Here is a 14745-nt window from a genome sequence, read left to right as displayed (position 1 = left end):
AGGTCAGGACGCACTCAGACGTTCAACGGTTTTCGCCCAGACTTCATCCACCGGCGCCTCGAGCTTCAGCTCGCCACCGTCCGGCAGCGGCACGGTCAGCGCATAGGCATGCAGGAACAGGCGCTTGCCGCCCAAGTCGCGAATTTCACGACTGAAGTCTTCGTCACCGTACTTGCTGTCGCCAGCGATCATATGCCCGGCATGCAGGGTGTGCACACGGATCTGGTGGGTACGGCCAGTGATCGGGCGCGCCTCGACAATGGTGGCGAACTCGCCGAAGCGGCGCAGCACGCGGAACAGGGTCAGCGCCTCCTTGCCCTCGTCGTTCACCTCGACCATGCGCTCGCCGGAGCGCAGGTTGCTCTTGAGCAACGGCGCGCTGACCTGCTTCTTCGAGGTCGGCCAGTGGCCGCGCACCAGCGCCATGTAGCGCTTGTCGACACCGTCGCCACGCAATGCGGCGTGCAGGTGCCGCAGCATGCTGCGCTTCTTGGCGATCATCAACAGTCCGGAGGTGTCGCGGTCCAGGCGGTGCACCAGCTCCAGCTCCTTGGCGTCCGGGCGCAACTGGCGCAGCGCCTCGATCACGCCGAAGCTCAGGCCGCTACCGCCATGCACGGCGATGCCGGCCGGCTTGTTCATCACGATCAGCGCCTTGTCTTCGTAGACAATGGCCGCTTCCAGGCGCTGCAACAGGCCCTGGGCCACCGGCGCGGGCTCGTCACGTTCCGGCAGGCGGACGGGCGGTACCCGCACGATGTCCCCGGCCTGGATCTTGTACTCCGGCTTGACGCGCCCCTTGTTGACCCGTACCTCACCCTTGCGCAGGATGCGGTACACCAAGGTCTTGGGCACGCCCTTGAGGGCCGTGATGAGGAAATTGTCGATGCGTTGGCCGGCAAGCTCCGGCGCGACTTCGATCAGCTGAACGCCGGAAGTCGGAGGGGTATTGGTCGTCATGGCGGGATCATAACAATTTTTTATGGAATTGAAGCACTTAATCATTGCTGCTATAGTCGCGAACGCCGCCAAAAGCGGCAGGCCAGCGGCACCAGGCTCCGAGCCGGTCCCTGACCAACGCAATTCTCCAGGACGCGAGGCCGTCCTACGGGGTTTTCGCCAGTTTACCGAATTGCCTGGAATCGCCACCAGCGCTGTGTAGAGAAGACCGAAAAAAAACGACAAGTGCGGTGTTTCACCTGCTTACCCGATTCTTTTCGCTGCACCTCTGCCCGCCCCGTCGCTTCCACGCAACGCCCGGCGAATGCTTCGGAAATACCTGCCTTGGACATGAATGGCGCCAGCGCAGTACCTGCGCTGGCGAAAAATGCAACCCGTTGCGGATTCAGCGCGCGGCAGCACCCGAATTATCAGGGATACGTGCAGGGTGGAGATGCACAGCCCTCGGACCGTGTAGCACCGCGTCCGGCCACCAGCCCACTGAGCGGCTGGCGAGCGGATAAGGTCCTGAACAGATGCCCCCGGGCGTCCACGGCTGACGGTTGATTCCTCCTCCTGACTGAGTGCACAAGGCCCGCTTGGTTGATTCGGATTCCAATTCGAAGCCACCGGGGCCTTGTTGGCACCGCAGCAAACAGGACGCGTCGTCGCGACAACGGCAGGCTGGGCAACCGGCTGGTGCCGAACGTCGCTCGACACGGGGGTGGCCCGGCCACCCTTTGCGCACCTTGGCACCGACCATGAGACGTCGTGTGTGCCGAACGCCGTTTCCGGCAGCCCGGAAACCGACGGTACAACATGAAAAGAATGCTGATTAACGCGACTCAACCCGAAGAGTTGCGTGTAGCCCTGGTGGACGGCCAACGTCTCTACGACCTGGACATCGAGTCCGGCGCGCGCGAGCAGAAAAAGGCCAACATCTACAAAGGCAAGATCACCCGCATCGAACCCAGCCTCGAAGCCGCCTTCGTCGACTTCGGCTCCGAACGTCACGGCTTCCTGCCGCTGAAAGAAATCTCCCGCGAATACTTCAAGAAAGCCCCCGAAGGGCGGGTCAACATCAAGGAAGTGCTGAGCGAAGGCCAGGAAGTCATCGTCCAGGTCGAGAAGGAAGAGCGTGGCAACAAAGGCGCCGCCCTCACCACCTTCATCAGCCTGGCCGGCCGCTACCTGGTGCTGATGCCGAACAACCCGCGTGCCGGTGGCATTTCCCGCCGCATCGAAGGCGAAGAGCGCAACGAACTGCGTGAAGCCCTGAACGGCCTGACCGTGCCGGGCGACATGGGCCTGATCGTGCGCACTGCCGGCCTTGGCCGCAGCAGCGAAGAAATGCAGTGGGACCTCGACTACCTGCTGCAACTGTGGACCGCCATCAAGGAAGCGTCCCAGGACCGCGCCGCGCCATTCCTGATCTACCAGGAAAGCAACGTCATCATCCGCGCCATCCGCGACTACCTGCGCCAGGACATCGGCGAAGTGCTGATCGACAGCATCGATGCCCAGGAAGAAGCCCTGACCTTCATCCGCCAGGTCATGCCGCAGTACGCCAGCAAGGTCAAGCTGTACGAAGACAGCGTGCCGCTGTTCAACCGCTTCCAGATCGAAAGCCAGATCGAGACCGCCTTCCAGCGCGTGGTCGACCTGCCGTCCGGCGGTTCGATCGTGATCGACCCGACCGAAGCCCTGGTGTCGATCGACATCAACTCGGCGCGCGCCACCAAAGGCAGCGACATCGAAGAAACCGCCCTGCAGACCAACCTGGAAGCGGCCGAGGAAATCGCCCGCCAGCTGCGCCTGCGTGACATCGGTGGCCTGATCGTCATCGACTTCATCGACATGACCCCGGCGAAAAACCAGCGCGCCGTCGAAGAACGTGTTCGCGAGTGCCTGGAAGCCGACCGCGCCCGCGTCCAGGTCGGCCGCATCTCGCGCTTCGGCCTGCTGGAAATGTCCCGTCAGCGCCTGCGCCCTTCGCTGGGCGAAAGCAGCGGCATCGTCTGCCCACGCTGCTCCGGCACCGGCATCATCCGTGACGTCGAATCGCTGTCGCTGGCCATCCTGCGCCTGATCGAAGAAGAAGCCCTGAAGGACCGCACCGCCGAAGTTCGCGCCCAGGTGCCGATCCCGGTGGCTGCCTTCCTGCTCAACGAGAAGCGCAACTCGATCACCAAGATCGAACTGCGCACCCGTGCGCGCATCATCATCCTGCCGAACGATCACCTGGAAACCCCTCACTTCGAAGTCCAGCGCCTGCGCGACGACAATCCGGAAGTGCTGAGCAACCAGTCCAGCTACGAGATCGCCGCCGCCGAAGCCGAAGAAGCGCCGCAGCCGACCGCCACCCGCACCCTGGTTCGCCAGGAAGCCGCAGTCAAGACCGCCCCGGCCCGCGCCAACGCGCCGGTACCGGCCACTGTCGAAGAACCGCAGCCTGCCGCAACGGTCGCCCCTGCCCAGGTCGCTCCGGAGCCAAGCCTGTTCAAGGGCCTGGTGAAGTCGCTGGTAAGCCTGTTCGCCGGCAAGGAAGAGCCTGCCGCAGCGCCGGTTGTCACTGCCGCCGAGAAGCCGGCCGCCGAGCGCAGCCCACGCAACGAAGAACGCCGCAACGGCCGTCAGCAGAGCCGCAACCGCAACGGCCGTCGCGACGAAGAGCGCAAGCCGCGTGAAGAGCGTGCCGAGCGCGCACCTCGTGAAGAACGTGCCCCGCGCGAAGAGCGTGCACCACGTGAAGAACGCGCCCCACGCGAAGAGCGTGCACCGCGTGAAGAACGTGCACCGCGTGAAGAACGTGCCCCACGCCAGCCACGCGAAGACCGCCGTGGCAATCGTGGCGAAGAGCGTGTGCGCGAACTGCGTGAGCCACTGGACGCCACCCCTGCCGAGCGTGAAGAACGTCAGCCGCGCGAGGAACGTGTAGCCCGTGAAGAACGTGCCCCACGTGAAGAGCGTGCACCTCGCGAGGAACGCGCACCTCGTGAAGAACGTGCTCCACGTGAAGAACGCGCACCTCGCGAAGAACGTGCTCCACGTGAAGAACGCGCACCTCGCGAAGAACGTGCTCCTCGTGAAGAGCGTGCACCTCGTGAAGAACGTGCTCCACGCGAAGAACGTGCCCCTCGCCCACCACGCGAAGAGCGTCAGCCACGCGTAGCCGAAGAAGCCGCCGAGCAGGCTGCCGAGCTGGCCGAAGAGCAACTGCCGAACGAAGAACTGCTGCAGGACGAACAGGAAGGCACCGATGGCGAGCGCCCGCGCCGCCGTTCCCGTGGCCAGCGTCGTCGCAGCAACCGTCGTGAGCGTCAGCGCAACGCCAACGGCGAGCTGATCGATGGCAGCGAGGAAGAAGGCAGCGAAGAGCAGCCACAACAGCACCAGGCCACCGAGCTGGGTGCCGAACTGGCCGCCGGCCTGGCCGTGACTGCCGCTGTCGCCAGCAGCAACATCAGTGCCGACGCCGAAGCCCAGGCCAACCAGCAGGCCGAGCTTGCCACCGCCGAAGTCGCCCAGCCGGTCGAGCAGGCTGAGAAGTTCGAGCAGGTAGAAGCTGCTGCCGAGGCTGAACAAGTGGCTGTGGCTCCTGTGGTCGAGCAGCCGGTCAGCGAGCCTGTGGCCGTGGTCGAGGCAACTGCCGAGCCAGTGGTCGAAGTCGCTCCGCAGCCAGTGGTCGACGAAGCACCTGCTGCCGAACCGGTAGTGGTTGCCGAAGCACCGGTCGAAGCGCCTGCCGTCGAAGCCGGTGAAATCGAGCAGGCCCCGACCGTGGTCGAAGCCGCTCCGGTCGCCGAGCAACCTGCCCCGGTTGTCGAAGCCCAGCCAGAAGTGGTGGCCGAGCCTGCACCAGTGGCCGTCGAGCCTGCACCGGTCGAAGCCCCTGCGGTGGTGGAACCTGCCACTGTCATGCTGGCCAACGGCCGTGCGCCGAACGACCCGCGTGAAGTGCGTCGCCGCAAGCGTGAGGCCGAGGCTGCAGCCAAGGCCGCGCAGGAAGCTGCTGCTGCCGAGGAGCCAGCCCTGGAAGCCAGCGATGAGCAAAAGCCTCATCACGGTTGATAGCCAAGGCTGAATGAAAAAGCCCCGCCAGTGCGAACTGGCGGGGCTTTTTCTTGGCTGGGCGTTTTTCCTGTACCGGCCTCTTCGCGGGTAAACCCGCTCCCACAGGCCCCCACCACCCTCAGGCCCTATGACGTCCCTGTGGGAGCGGCTTCAGCCGCGAAAGGGCCAGCCCAGGCACTGAATCAGTAGAGGTTAGGCTCCATCTCCAGCTCGACCCCGAACCGCTCGAGGATATCGGCCTGGATCCGGCGCGCCAGTGCATGCATCTGCGCCCCGCTCGCCTGGCCGTAGTTGACCAGCACCAGCGACTGCAAACGATGCACCCCGGCATCCCCCTCGCGGTGGCCCTTCCAGCCTGCCTGCTCAATCAACCAGCCTGCCGCCAGCTTCACCTGGCCATCGGCTTGGGGATAAGCCACTACCCCCGGGTACTGCGCACGAATACGCTCGACCAGTTCCGCCGAGACCACCGGGTTCTTGAAGAAGCTCCCGGCATTACCCAGCTCTGCCGGGTCTGGGAGCTTCTCGCGACGAATGCTGCAGATCGCCTCGCTGATCGCCTGCGCGGTCGGTTCGGTCACGCCCTGCTCCGCCAGGCGCTGGCGCACCGGGCCGTAGTCCAGGTGAGCCTGTAGCGTACGGCTCAAGGCAAAGCGCACACGCAGGATCAACCAACGCCCAGGGTTGCGCTTGAACAGGCTGTCGCGATACCCGAAGGCACATTCAGCCAGGCCGAAGTCACGCAACTCGCCGGTCTCGCGGTCCAGGGCGGTCAAGCCGACAAATACGTCCTTGATCTCCACGCCATAGGCGCCCACGTTCTGCATCGGCGCGGCGCCCACGGTGCCGGGGATCAGGCTGAGGTTCTCCAGCCCGCAATAGCCCTGCGCCAGTGTCCACTGCACGAACGGGTGCCACGGCTCACCGGCCTCGGCCTCGACCACGATACGTTCGCCATCGTCGCCGAGCACGCGCCGACCACGGCTGGCCATATGCAGCACCAGCGCATCGATATCGCGGGTGAGCAGCAAGTTGCTGCCACCGCCAATCACCAGCACCGGCACGCCGCCTTGCTGCGCCTGGGCCAGCGCCAGGCGCACCTCCTGGTCATCATGTGCCTGGGTGAAATACCGCGCCTTCACATCGATGCCAAAGGTGTTGTACGGCTTGAGCGATACCTGCTCCTGCCACTGCACTGTCATAGCCGCCCCTTGATTTCCAGGACCAGCGCCTGGCACGCCGCTTCAACCAGGTCGAGCACCTGCTCGAAGCCGTCGGCGCCACCGTAGTACGGGTCCGGCACTTCATCCAGCGCTGCGCCATAACGGCGCAGGAACAGGTCGAGCTCGCCCACTGCCGTGTGCGGGCGCATCGCACGCAAGTGGCCAAGGTTGCTCTCGTCCATGGCCAGGATCAGGTCATATTCGGCAAAGTGCGCCGCCTTGACCTGCTGGGCGCGTTGCTGCGAGAGGTCATAGCCACGCGCCAGCGCTGCCTTGCAGGTGCGGCTGTCGGGCGCCTTGCCGACGTGCCAGTCGCCGGTGCCGGCCGAGGCTACATGCACCCGGTCGGCAAGCCCGGCAGCTTGCAATTGATGGCGCAGCACGCCTTCGGCGGTGGGCGAGCGACAGATATTGCCGAGGCAGACGAACAGGACGCGCATCAGGCCTCCAGCAAGCGCCGTACGCGCTCCAGGTCTTCAGGGGTATCCACGCCCACGGCAGGCGCCTCGATGGCGTCTTCGACGTGGATGCGCACGCCATGCCACAGGGCACGCAGCTGCTCCAGCGCTTCGGTCTGCTCGAGCCAGCATGGGCCCCAACTGACGAAGTCCTGCAGGAAGCCGACGCGGTAGGCGTACATGCCGATGTGGCGGCGATATGGCACGCCTTCTGGCAACAGGTTGCGATCCTTGGCAAAAGCATCGCGGGCCCAGGGCAGCGGCGCACGGCTGAAGGCCAGGGCGAGGCCGTTCTTGTCGCTGACCACCTTGACCGCATTGGGGTTGAACACGGTTTCCGGCTCATGGATCGGTTCGGCCAGGGTGGCGATGCCGGCTTCCGGATGCGCCGCCAGGTTGGCTGCTACCTGGTCGATGATCACCGGCGGGATCAGCGGCTCGTCGCCCTGTACATTGACCACGATGGCATCGGCAGACAGGCCTAGGTGTACGGCCACTTCGGCCAGGCGGTCGGTGCCGGACTCATGGTCGGCACGGGTCAGCAGCACTTCGGCGCCGAAGGCCTTGCAGGCCTCTACGATGCTGGCGTCGTCGGTGGCGATGACCACGCGGCTGGCGCCGCTCTTGCGGGCCTGTTCCCACACATGCTGCACCATCGGCTTGCCGGCGATCGACAGCAATGGCTTGCCCGGCAGGCGCGTGGAGCGCAGCCGGGCGGGGATCACCACGGTGAAATCCAGGCTCATTTGTCCAGACGCTCTTCATCAGTCAGGGTGCGCGCCTCGCTTTCCAGCATGACCGGGATGCCGTCGCGGATCGGGTAGGCCAGGCCGGCGCCCTTGCTGATCAGCTCGGTCTTGTCGGCACTGAGCTTGAGCGGGCCCTTGGTGATCGGGCAGGCCAGGATATCGAGCAGTTTGGTGTCCATTTGAGGCTTCCTTTAGGCCAGGTGGCCGGGAATTGAAAAAGGGCTCAGGGCTTGCGCAGCAAGCGTTGCAACTGGTTGTCGAACCAGGCGCTGAAAGCCGGCGTGGGCTGCGCCTCGACGGCCAGGTACCACCAGTCGTCAGCGGCGAAGGCCCGGCATTTCACCGCATCCTTCTCGGTCATGACCAGCGGCAGCGGCGGGCTGAAGGCCAGGCTCTGGGCGCTGAACTGCGCATGGTCGGCAAAGGGATGCGGCACCGGCTGCCAGTTTAGCCCCAGCAGGGTATTGAAGAAACGTTGCGGGTTGCCGATACCGGCCACCGCGTGCAGGCGCTGGCCTGCGGGGAAATGGTCAAGCGCACGGCGCTCGCCACTGCGCAGGTTGACCAGGGCGGACGGCTGCAGGCGGAAGCCGAAACCATCGGCGCGGTCTGCGCTGACGCCGTTGAACAGCACTGCGTCAGCCTCGTGCAGGCGCTCGGCGGGCTCACGCAGTGGCCCCGCCGGCAGGCAGCGGCCATTGCCCAGGGCGCGTGCGGCATCGATCAGCACCAGCTCCAGGTCGCGCGCCAGGCGATAGTGCTGCATGCCGTCGTCACACAGGATCAGGTCGAGGGGTTCGCTGGCCAGCAATGCCTGCACGGCCCGGGAGCGGTCGGGGTCGATCATCAGCGGCACGCCGGTGCGCTGCACGATCAGCAGCGGTTCGTCGCCGGCCTGCCCGGCCGCCTGATCGGGCTGCACGCGCCAGGGTAGCTGCGGCGGTTTGGCGCCATAGCCACGGCTGACCACGCCCACTTTCAACCCCTGCTTGCGGCAGTGCTCGATTAGCCAGAGGATCATCGGCGTCTTGCCGGTACCACCCACGGTAATGTTACCCACCACGATGACCGGCACCGGGGCCCGGTAGCTGGCACTTTCGCCACTGAGAAAACGCGCCCGCTTGCGCGTGACCACGCGGCGATACAGCGCCTCCAGCGGGCGCAGCAGCGCCAGGGCCGGGTGCCCGGCGTACCAGGCGGCGAGCAGGCGGTCGGCGAAGGCCATCAAGGTGTGCCCTGGGCCGCCTCGACGGTGGTCATGCGCAACTGGCTGAAACCGAGCTTGCCAGCGGCATCCATCGCAGTGACCACGGCCTGGTGCGGGGTCCTGCCGTCGGCGCTGATGGCCAGCGGCAGCTTGTTGTCGCCGCCCGACTCACGCTCGATCGCTTCGCTCAGGGTGGCCAGGTCGCTCTTTGGCAGCAAGTGGTTGTTCACCGAGTACACGCCTTCGGCGCTGATGGTGATTTCCACCAGCTTGCCCTGGTCGGGCGCCGCCGGCTCGGCGCTGGCAGCTTCAGGCAGCTCGACGCGCAGCTGGGTCTCGCGGGTGAAGGTGGTGGTGACCACGAAGAACAGCAGCAGGACGAACACCACGTCGATCAGCGACGCCAGGTTGATGTCGACGTTCTCCCGCTGGCGATTGCGCCGGAACTTCACGCCTTGCCTCCGGCCACTTCCACTTCGCGGTCGCCCTGGATCACCTCCACCAGCTTGATCGCTTCCTGCTCCATGCCCACCACCAACTCATCGATGCGGCGCTGCAGGAAGCGGTGGAAGAACACCGCCGGGATACCAACCATCAGGCCGGCCGCGGTGGTGACCAGGGCTTTGGAGATACCACCGGCCAACACCGCGGCGTTGGCGGTCATCTGCGAGCCCATGAAGGCGCTGAAGATGTCGATCATGCCCAGCACGGTGCCCAGCAGGCCCAACAGCGGAGCCATGGCGGCGATGGTGCCGAGGGTGCTGATGTAGCGTTCCAGTTCGTGGATGACGCGCGAAGCGGCCTCCTCGATGCATTCCTTCATGATTTCGCGGCCATGGCGCGAGTTGGCCAGACCGGCGGCAAGGATTTCGCCCAGTGGCGAATCGGCGCGCAGGGCCTTGAGCTTGTCACTGGTCAGTTGCTTGTCCTTGATCCACATCCACACCTGACCCAGCAGGTGCGGCGGGGTGACGCGACTGGCGCGCAGGGTCCACAGGCGCTCGACGACGATAGCCATGGCAGCGATGGAGCTCAGAATGATCGGCAGCATCATCCAACCACCGGACTTGACCAATTCCCACACAGTAAACGCCCCTTCGGAAAAAGGCCGCCACTCTACCATAGGCGCGCCGGGGGCTCATCTGCCGGAGGTCAGGGAATTGGGTTGTGTGGGGGTTGCGGAGGGGGTGGGGGGTGGGGGTCGCCATGACAGTTGCAGCGCCTGCGAGATCGAGCGCCGCCCGCGCGGCGCTTCGCAGCGCAAGGCTGCTCCTACATCTGTTTCGGGCCAGTAACGCCTGTGCCAATGCGCGCGACCGCCTTGTTTGTCCGGCCCGATATCGAGGTGGACGCCAAGGGGCCGCGCGCCTTTGCCTGAGGAATAATTGGCCCGAAACAGATGTAGGAGCAGCCTTGCGCTGCGAAGCGCCGCGCGGGCGGCGCTCAATCCCACAGGCGCTGAAAATGTAACGGCAAGCACCTGCAAGCCACTACACCTCACTGCACCCGAACCCGCCAAAACCGCCTCTGCCCCCGCACACCCTCCACCTCCCCCAGCCTCCCCAGCACCAACCGCAACGCCCCCTGCTCCGCCGTGTCATGCATCACCACCCCATGCCGCCGATAACGTTCGACCACCTGCACATGCGGGTGCCCGAAGCTGTTGTTGCGCCCCCGCGAAATCAGTACCCCGCGCGGCGCCGTGGCGCGGATGAAGGCCTCGCTGGACGAACTGCGGCTGCCGTGATGCGGCGACTGCAACCAGTCGATCCGCGGTGCTTCCGTGGCCGCCAGCCAGGCCCGTTCGGCACCGGCCTCCATGTCTCCCGCCAGCAACAACCGCTCACCCTGCGCCTCGACCAACAACACACAGGAGCGGTCATTGCTGCTCTGCCCATCGGCCCAGCGCCACATCGAAAAGCGCACGCCATCCCACATCCACTGCTCGCCACTTACGCAAGGTTGCAGTTGCAGGTCATCCAGCAATTCGCCGCCGATCACCCGTTCGACCGGCAGGCCACGCATGATTGCGCCAGCACCACCGGCGTGGTCGGCATGGGCGTGGCTGACCAGCATCAGGTCCAGGCTGCCCACCCCCAGCTTGCGCAAGGTCGGCAACACCACCCGCTCGCCCAGGTCGCTCTCGCCCCTGGCCGGCCCGGCGTCGTACAGCAGGTTGTGATGCCGGGTGCGCAAAAGCACTGCCAGCCCCTGGCCGACGTCCAGCTGCCAGACCTCGACCTGGCCGAACGGCACCGTCTCCCGGGGTACCCACAGCGCCAGCAGCATTACGCCACCCAACCCGCGCAGTGGTACGCCACGGGGCATCAAAACCAGCAACGTACCCAGGCACACCAGCAGCCAGGCCCACAACGGCAGAACTGCTGGCAGCCACGCCGACTGCTGTTGCGCCACCAACTCCAGCAGCCGGAAGAGCACATCGAGCAAACCTCCCGCCAGCCAGAGCAGTGCCTCCCCTACCCCGCCCAACGGCAGCAGCAAAGTGCCCAGCAATGCCAATGGCAGCACGGCCAGGCTGACCCAGGGCACCGCAACAAGGTTGGCCAGCGGCGCACTCAAGCTCACCGGCAAGCCCGTAGCCAGCAGTACCGGCAGCAAGCCGATCGCAATCACCCATTGCGCCCGCGTCCAGGCCTGCCAGGGCCGCCAGCTGCCCAGGCGGGCACTGAAGCAATAGACAAGCGTGGCCACGGCCGCGAACGACAGCCAGAACCCGGGCAGCAGCGCGGCCAACGGCTCCACCAACAGTACGGCAATCAGCGCCAGCAACAACGGTAAGTTCGCACCCAGTTGGCGAAAACGCAGGCGCCAGAGCAACACCACGGCCAGCATCAGGCAGGCACGCTGCACCGGTACACCGCCACCAGCCAACCAACCGTAGGCCAGTGCCGCAGCCATGGCCAAGCCACACGCCCAGGGCAGCCACGGCAACCGAGCGGGCCACAGCCCCCAACGCGCCAGCCCGGCAACCAGGCCATACAGCAAGCCGGCAACCAGGCCGATGTGCTGGCCAGAGATCACCAGCAAGTGCACCGTGCCGGTGGCCTGCAACGTTTGCCAGTCCTCCCGGGCCAGGCCCGCCCCGTCGCCAAGCACCAGCGCCACCAACGCTGTCTGCCGGCCATTGGCCTCGACTGCCAGCAGGCGCTGGCGCAGCGTGTCGCGCCAGCCGCCGACAACCGGCGCCAGCAACTGCCCGGCCTTGACCGTACCGGTCGCACCGACCCGCCGCGCCAGCAATTGCGCCTCACGGTCCGGTCCATGCGGGTTGAGCAGCCCGGCCGGGCGCTGCAAGGTCACCGCCAGCCGCCACTGCTCGCCCGCGCGCAGCGGCGGGCCGTCGAACCAGCTCAGTTGCAGGCGCTGCGGCAGCTCTGCCCGCCGCGAGCGGGCCGCGTCCAGCTCGAAGCGCACACCCTGCGCAGTCCGGGTCGGCAGGCCGACCACCCGGCCCTCAAGCCACAAGGTGCGGCCATCCAGCCCGGTTGCCAGGCGGTCATCCAGCGCCTGCTGCGCAGACCAGCAGGCCCAACACAGGCCCAACAGAAAACAGCCCAGTGGCCACAGCCGGGTAAACAGGCCGATGCCACCGGCTACAGCCAGCAGCACCAGCCATCCGACCGATGGCAATCCGGGGAGAAAGCCCAGGCACAACAGCCCGAGCGCGAGCGCAAACATCCCTGTGCGCATGAAGTAGAGCTCCAGAAGCGAAATCACCTTCTGAGGCATAGCCCAATTGCCGGCAGCGCTTGCTCAACAATTGTCACAAACTCTAAACGAGGCTGAGCGGGAATCAGGGCATACTGCCCGGATCAACGCTCCGGGAGCCTACATGCCGCGCCGACTTTTCAAACGCTACATGCCGGACCCGACCAGTATTCGGGAACACAAGTCCTTACGCTTTTTCGGCAAGTTGCTGCATGACCCGAACCTCTGGCACCTGAACCGCCATTCGGTGGCGAGGGCCATGGGCGTTGGCCTGTTCGCGGCGCTGATCCCGATGCCGGCGCAAATGCTGCTGGCTGCCGCGCTGGCCATTCCACTGCGCGGCAACCTGCCGATCGCGGTCAGCCTGGTTTGGCTGACCAACCCGCTGACCATGCCACCGGTGTTCTTCGTCACCTACATGACCGGCGCCTGGCTGATGCAGGTACCGCCGCGCACCCTGCCCGACGAGCTGACTTTCCAGTGGATAACCGACCAGCTGTCGACGTTGTGGCAACCTTTCCTGCTCGGCTCGGTAGTGTGTGGTGTGGTGCTGGGCATCCTTGGCTACTTCACCACCATGCTCTACTGGCGCTGGTGGGTGGGCCGGCAGTGGCGTCTGCGCCAATGCCGGTGCAAGGCTTCAGGCACGCATGCCGCGGCCGCTGACCAGCAGGCGAACGCACACCAGGTAGAGCACCGCGGTGGCGACCAGCATGAAGGTAATCGCCGTACCAATGCTGATATCCGACACCCCTAGGATGCCGTAGCGGAACGAGTTGACCATGTGCAGCACCGGGTTGGCCAACGACACGGTCTGCCAGAACGGCGGCAGCAGGTTGATCGAATAGAACACCCCGCCCAGGTACGTCAGCGGCGTCAGCACGAAGGTCGGGATGATCGAGATATCGTCGAAGTTGCGTGCGAACACCGCGTTGACGAAGCCCAGCAGCGAGAAAATGGTTGCGGTCAGCAGTACCACGACCACGGTCACGCCTAGGTGGTGCACCTGCAAATGGGTGAAGAACAGCGACAGGAAGGTCACGATCACGCCCACCGCCAAGCCGCGCAGCACGCCACCCAGCACATAACCGACGAGGATGGTGTGTGGCGAAACCGGCGACACCATCAACTCCTCGATAGAACGCTGGAACTTGCTGCCGAAGAAGCTCGACACCACGTTGCCGTAGGAGTTGGTGATCACCGACATCATGATCAACCCCGGCACGATGTACTCCATGTAGCTGAAGCCACCCATGTCGCCGATCTGCCGACCGATCAGGTTACCGAAGATGACGAAGTACAAAACCATGGTGATCGCTGGCGGCAGCAGGGTCTGCGGCCAGATACGCAGGAAGCGCCGCACTTCGCGGTAGACGATGGTATTCAGGGCGACCCAGTTGGTGCGCAGTTCCACACTCATACGGCCACCTTCGACAGGTTTTTTTCCACCAGGGACACGAACAGCTCCTCGAGTCGGTTGGTCTTGTTGCGCAGGCTCTGCACCTCGATGTTCTGCAGCGCCAGCTGGCCGAACAGCGCAGTGATGCCGATGTCCTTGTCCACCTGCACTTCCAGGGTGTGCGGGGTCAGCAACCGGCACGGGTAGCCCTGCAGCACCGGTGCAGTGGCCAGGTCCTGCCTGAGGTCGAGCACGAAGGTTTCGACATGCAGCTTGCCCAGCAACTGGCGCATGCTGGTGTTCTCGACGATGGTGCCGTGGTCGATGATGCCGATGTTACGGCACAGCTGCTCGGCCTCTTCCAGATAGTGGGTGGTGAGGATGATGGTGATGCCCTTCTGGTTCAGCTCGGTGAGGAAGCTCCACATCGAACGACGCAGTTCGATGTCCACACCGGCGGTGGGCTCGTCGAGAATCAGCAGGCGCGGTTCGTGGATCAGCGCGCGGGCAATCATCAGGCGGCGCTTCATGCCCCCCGACAGCGAACGCGACTGCACGTCACGCTTGTCCCACAGGCCGAGCTGGGTCAGGTACTGCTCGGCACGCTCCTTGGCCACCTTGGGCGGGATGCCGTAGTAACCGGCCTGGGTCACGACGATGTCGAAGGTTTTCTCGAACTGGTTGAAGTTGAACTCCTGCGGCACCACGCCCAGGCAGCGTTTGAGCGCCGACGGCTCGCGGTCCAGGTCGTGGCCGAACACGTTGACCGTGCCGCTGGTCTTGTTCACCAGGGTGGAGAGGATGCCGATGGTGGTGGACTTGCCCGCGCCGTTGGGGCCGAGCAAGGCGAAGAAGTCGCCTTCGGCAACATCCAGATCGATGCCCTTGAGGGCCTGGAAGCCGTTGCCGTAGGTCTTGGTCAGCTGTCGGATGGACAGGGCGGAACTCATAGCGGGTCACTTACCGA

The 14745-nt window shown here is 65.2% G+C and carries 12 protein-coding genes and 1 pseudogene; 2 read left to right on the top strand and 11 right to left on the bottom strand.

Going from position 1 to position 14745, the window contains the following annotated elements:
• Window positions 1–3: 3 nt before the first annotated feature.
• Window positions 4–960 (bottom strand): 23S rRNA pseudouridine(955/2504/2580) synthase RluC, encoded by a 957-nt coding sequence (gene rluC, locus GEV38_RS08475; RefSeq protein WP_013971570.1) that lies wholly within the window; start codon window positions 958–960, stop codon window positions 4–6.
• Between the two features lie 798 nt (window positions 961–1758).
• Between rluC and rne the strand changes: the two genes are divergently transcribed.
• Window positions 1759–5010 carry a ribonuclease E gene (gene rne, locus GEV38_RS08470; protein WP_173895766.1) on the top strand — a complete coding sequence of 1084 codons (3252 nt, stop codon included), beginning with the start codon at window positions 1759–1761 and terminating at the stop codon, window positions 5008–5010.
• Between the two features lie 185 nt (window positions 5011–5195).
• Here rne and murB read toward each other — a convergent pair whose 3' ends face one another.
• From murB to GEV38_RS08430, 8 genes are all read right to left on the bottom strand, one after another.
• Complete coding sequence (gene murB / locus GEV38_RS08465; protein WP_054572820.1) at window positions 5196–6215, bottom strand: UDP-N-acetylmuramate dehydrogenase; 1020 nt, start codon at window positions 6213–6215, stop codon at window positions 5196–5198.
• Window positions 6212–6676: a low molecular weight protein-tyrosine-phosphatase gene (locus tag GEV38_RS08460; protein WP_003259973.1), complete on the bottom strand. Its 465-nt coding sequence runs from the start codon at window positions 6674–6676 to the stop codon at window positions 6212–6214. Before GEV38_RS08460 ends, murB begins: the two co-directional genes overlap by 4 nt.
• Window positions 6676–7440, bottom strand: a complete 765-nt coding sequence (kdsB, locus tag GEV38_RS08455; protein ID WP_054572821.1) for a 3-deoxy-manno-octulosonate cytidylyltransferase — start codon at window positions 7438–7440, stop codon at window positions 6676–6678. The genes GEV38_RS08460 and kdsB overlap by 1 nt, the downstream gene beginning before the upstream one ends.
• Window positions 7437–7622 carry a Trm112 family protein gene (locus tag GEV38_RS08450; protein WP_011532874.1) on the bottom strand — a complete coding sequence of 62 codons (186 nt, stop codon included), beginning with the start codon at window positions 7620–7622 and terminating at the stop codon, window positions 7437–7439. The genes kdsB and GEV38_RS08450 overlap by 4 nt, the downstream gene beginning before the upstream one ends.
• Window positions 7623–7666: 44 nt before the next feature.
• Window positions 7667–8668, bottom strand: coding sequence for a tetraacyldisaccharide 4'-kinase (lpxK, locus tag GEV38_RS08445; RefSeq protein WP_054572822.1), 1002 nt, complete (start codon window positions 8666–8668; stop codon window positions 7667–7669).
• On the bottom strand, window positions 8668–9102 hold the full coding sequence (locus GEV38_RS08440; protein ID WP_054572823.1) for a biopolymer transporter ExbD: 435 nt from the start codon (window positions 9100–9102) through the stop codon (window positions 8668–8670). Before GEV38_RS08440 ends, lpxK begins: the two co-directional genes overlap by 1 nt.
• A complete protein-coding gene (locus GEV38_RS08435; protein WP_051099753.1) occupies window positions 9099–9734 on the bottom strand; it encodes a MotA/TolQ/ExbB proton channel family protein in 636 nt (211 codons plus the stop codon). The genes GEV38_RS08440 and GEV38_RS08435 overlap by 4 nt, the downstream gene beginning before the upstream one ends.
• 413 nt (window positions 9735–10147) lie before the next feature.
• On the bottom strand, window positions 10148–12361 hold the full coding sequence (locus GEV38_RS08430) for a DNA internalization-related competence protein ComEC/Rec2 (RefSeq protein ID WP_054573477.1): 2214 nt from the start codon (window positions 12359–12361) through the stop codon (window positions 10148–10150).
• A 142-nt stretch (window positions 12362–12503) separates the two neighbouring features.
• On the opposite strand from GEV38_RS08430, the pseudogene GEV38_RS08425 reads away from it, so the two are divergent.
• A pseudogene (locus GEV38_RS08425) lies at window positions 12504–13010 on the top strand (DUF2062 domain-containing protein); the annotation flags it as partial.
• Between the two features lie 9 nt (window positions 13011–13019).
• On the opposite strand, the gene GEV38_RS08420 reads toward GEV38_RS08425, so the two are convergent.
• The gene (locus tag GEV38_RS08420; RefSeq protein ID WP_015269397.1) at window positions 13020–13799 is read right to left on the bottom strand and encodes an ABC transporter permease; all 780 of its coding nucleotides are present in this window, start codon (window positions 13797–13799) and stop codon (window positions 13020–13022) included.
• On the bottom strand, window positions 13796–14728 hold the full coding sequence (locus GEV38_RS08415; protein WP_013971560.1) for an ABC transporter ATP-binding protein: 933 nt from the start codon (window positions 14726–14728) through the stop codon (window positions 13796–13798). Before GEV38_RS08415 ends, GEV38_RS08420 begins: the two co-directional genes overlap by 4 nt.
• Window positions 14729–14745 lie beyond the last annotated feature (17 nt).

It is taken from the genome of Pseudomonas sp. 13159349 (assembly GCF_013305685.1).
GTDB lineage: Bacteria > Pseudomonadota > Gammaproteobacteria > Pseudomonadales > Pseudomonadaceae > Aquipseudomonas > Aquipseudomonas asiatica.
This window is presented reverse-complemented; position numbering and strand designations above follow the sequence as displayed.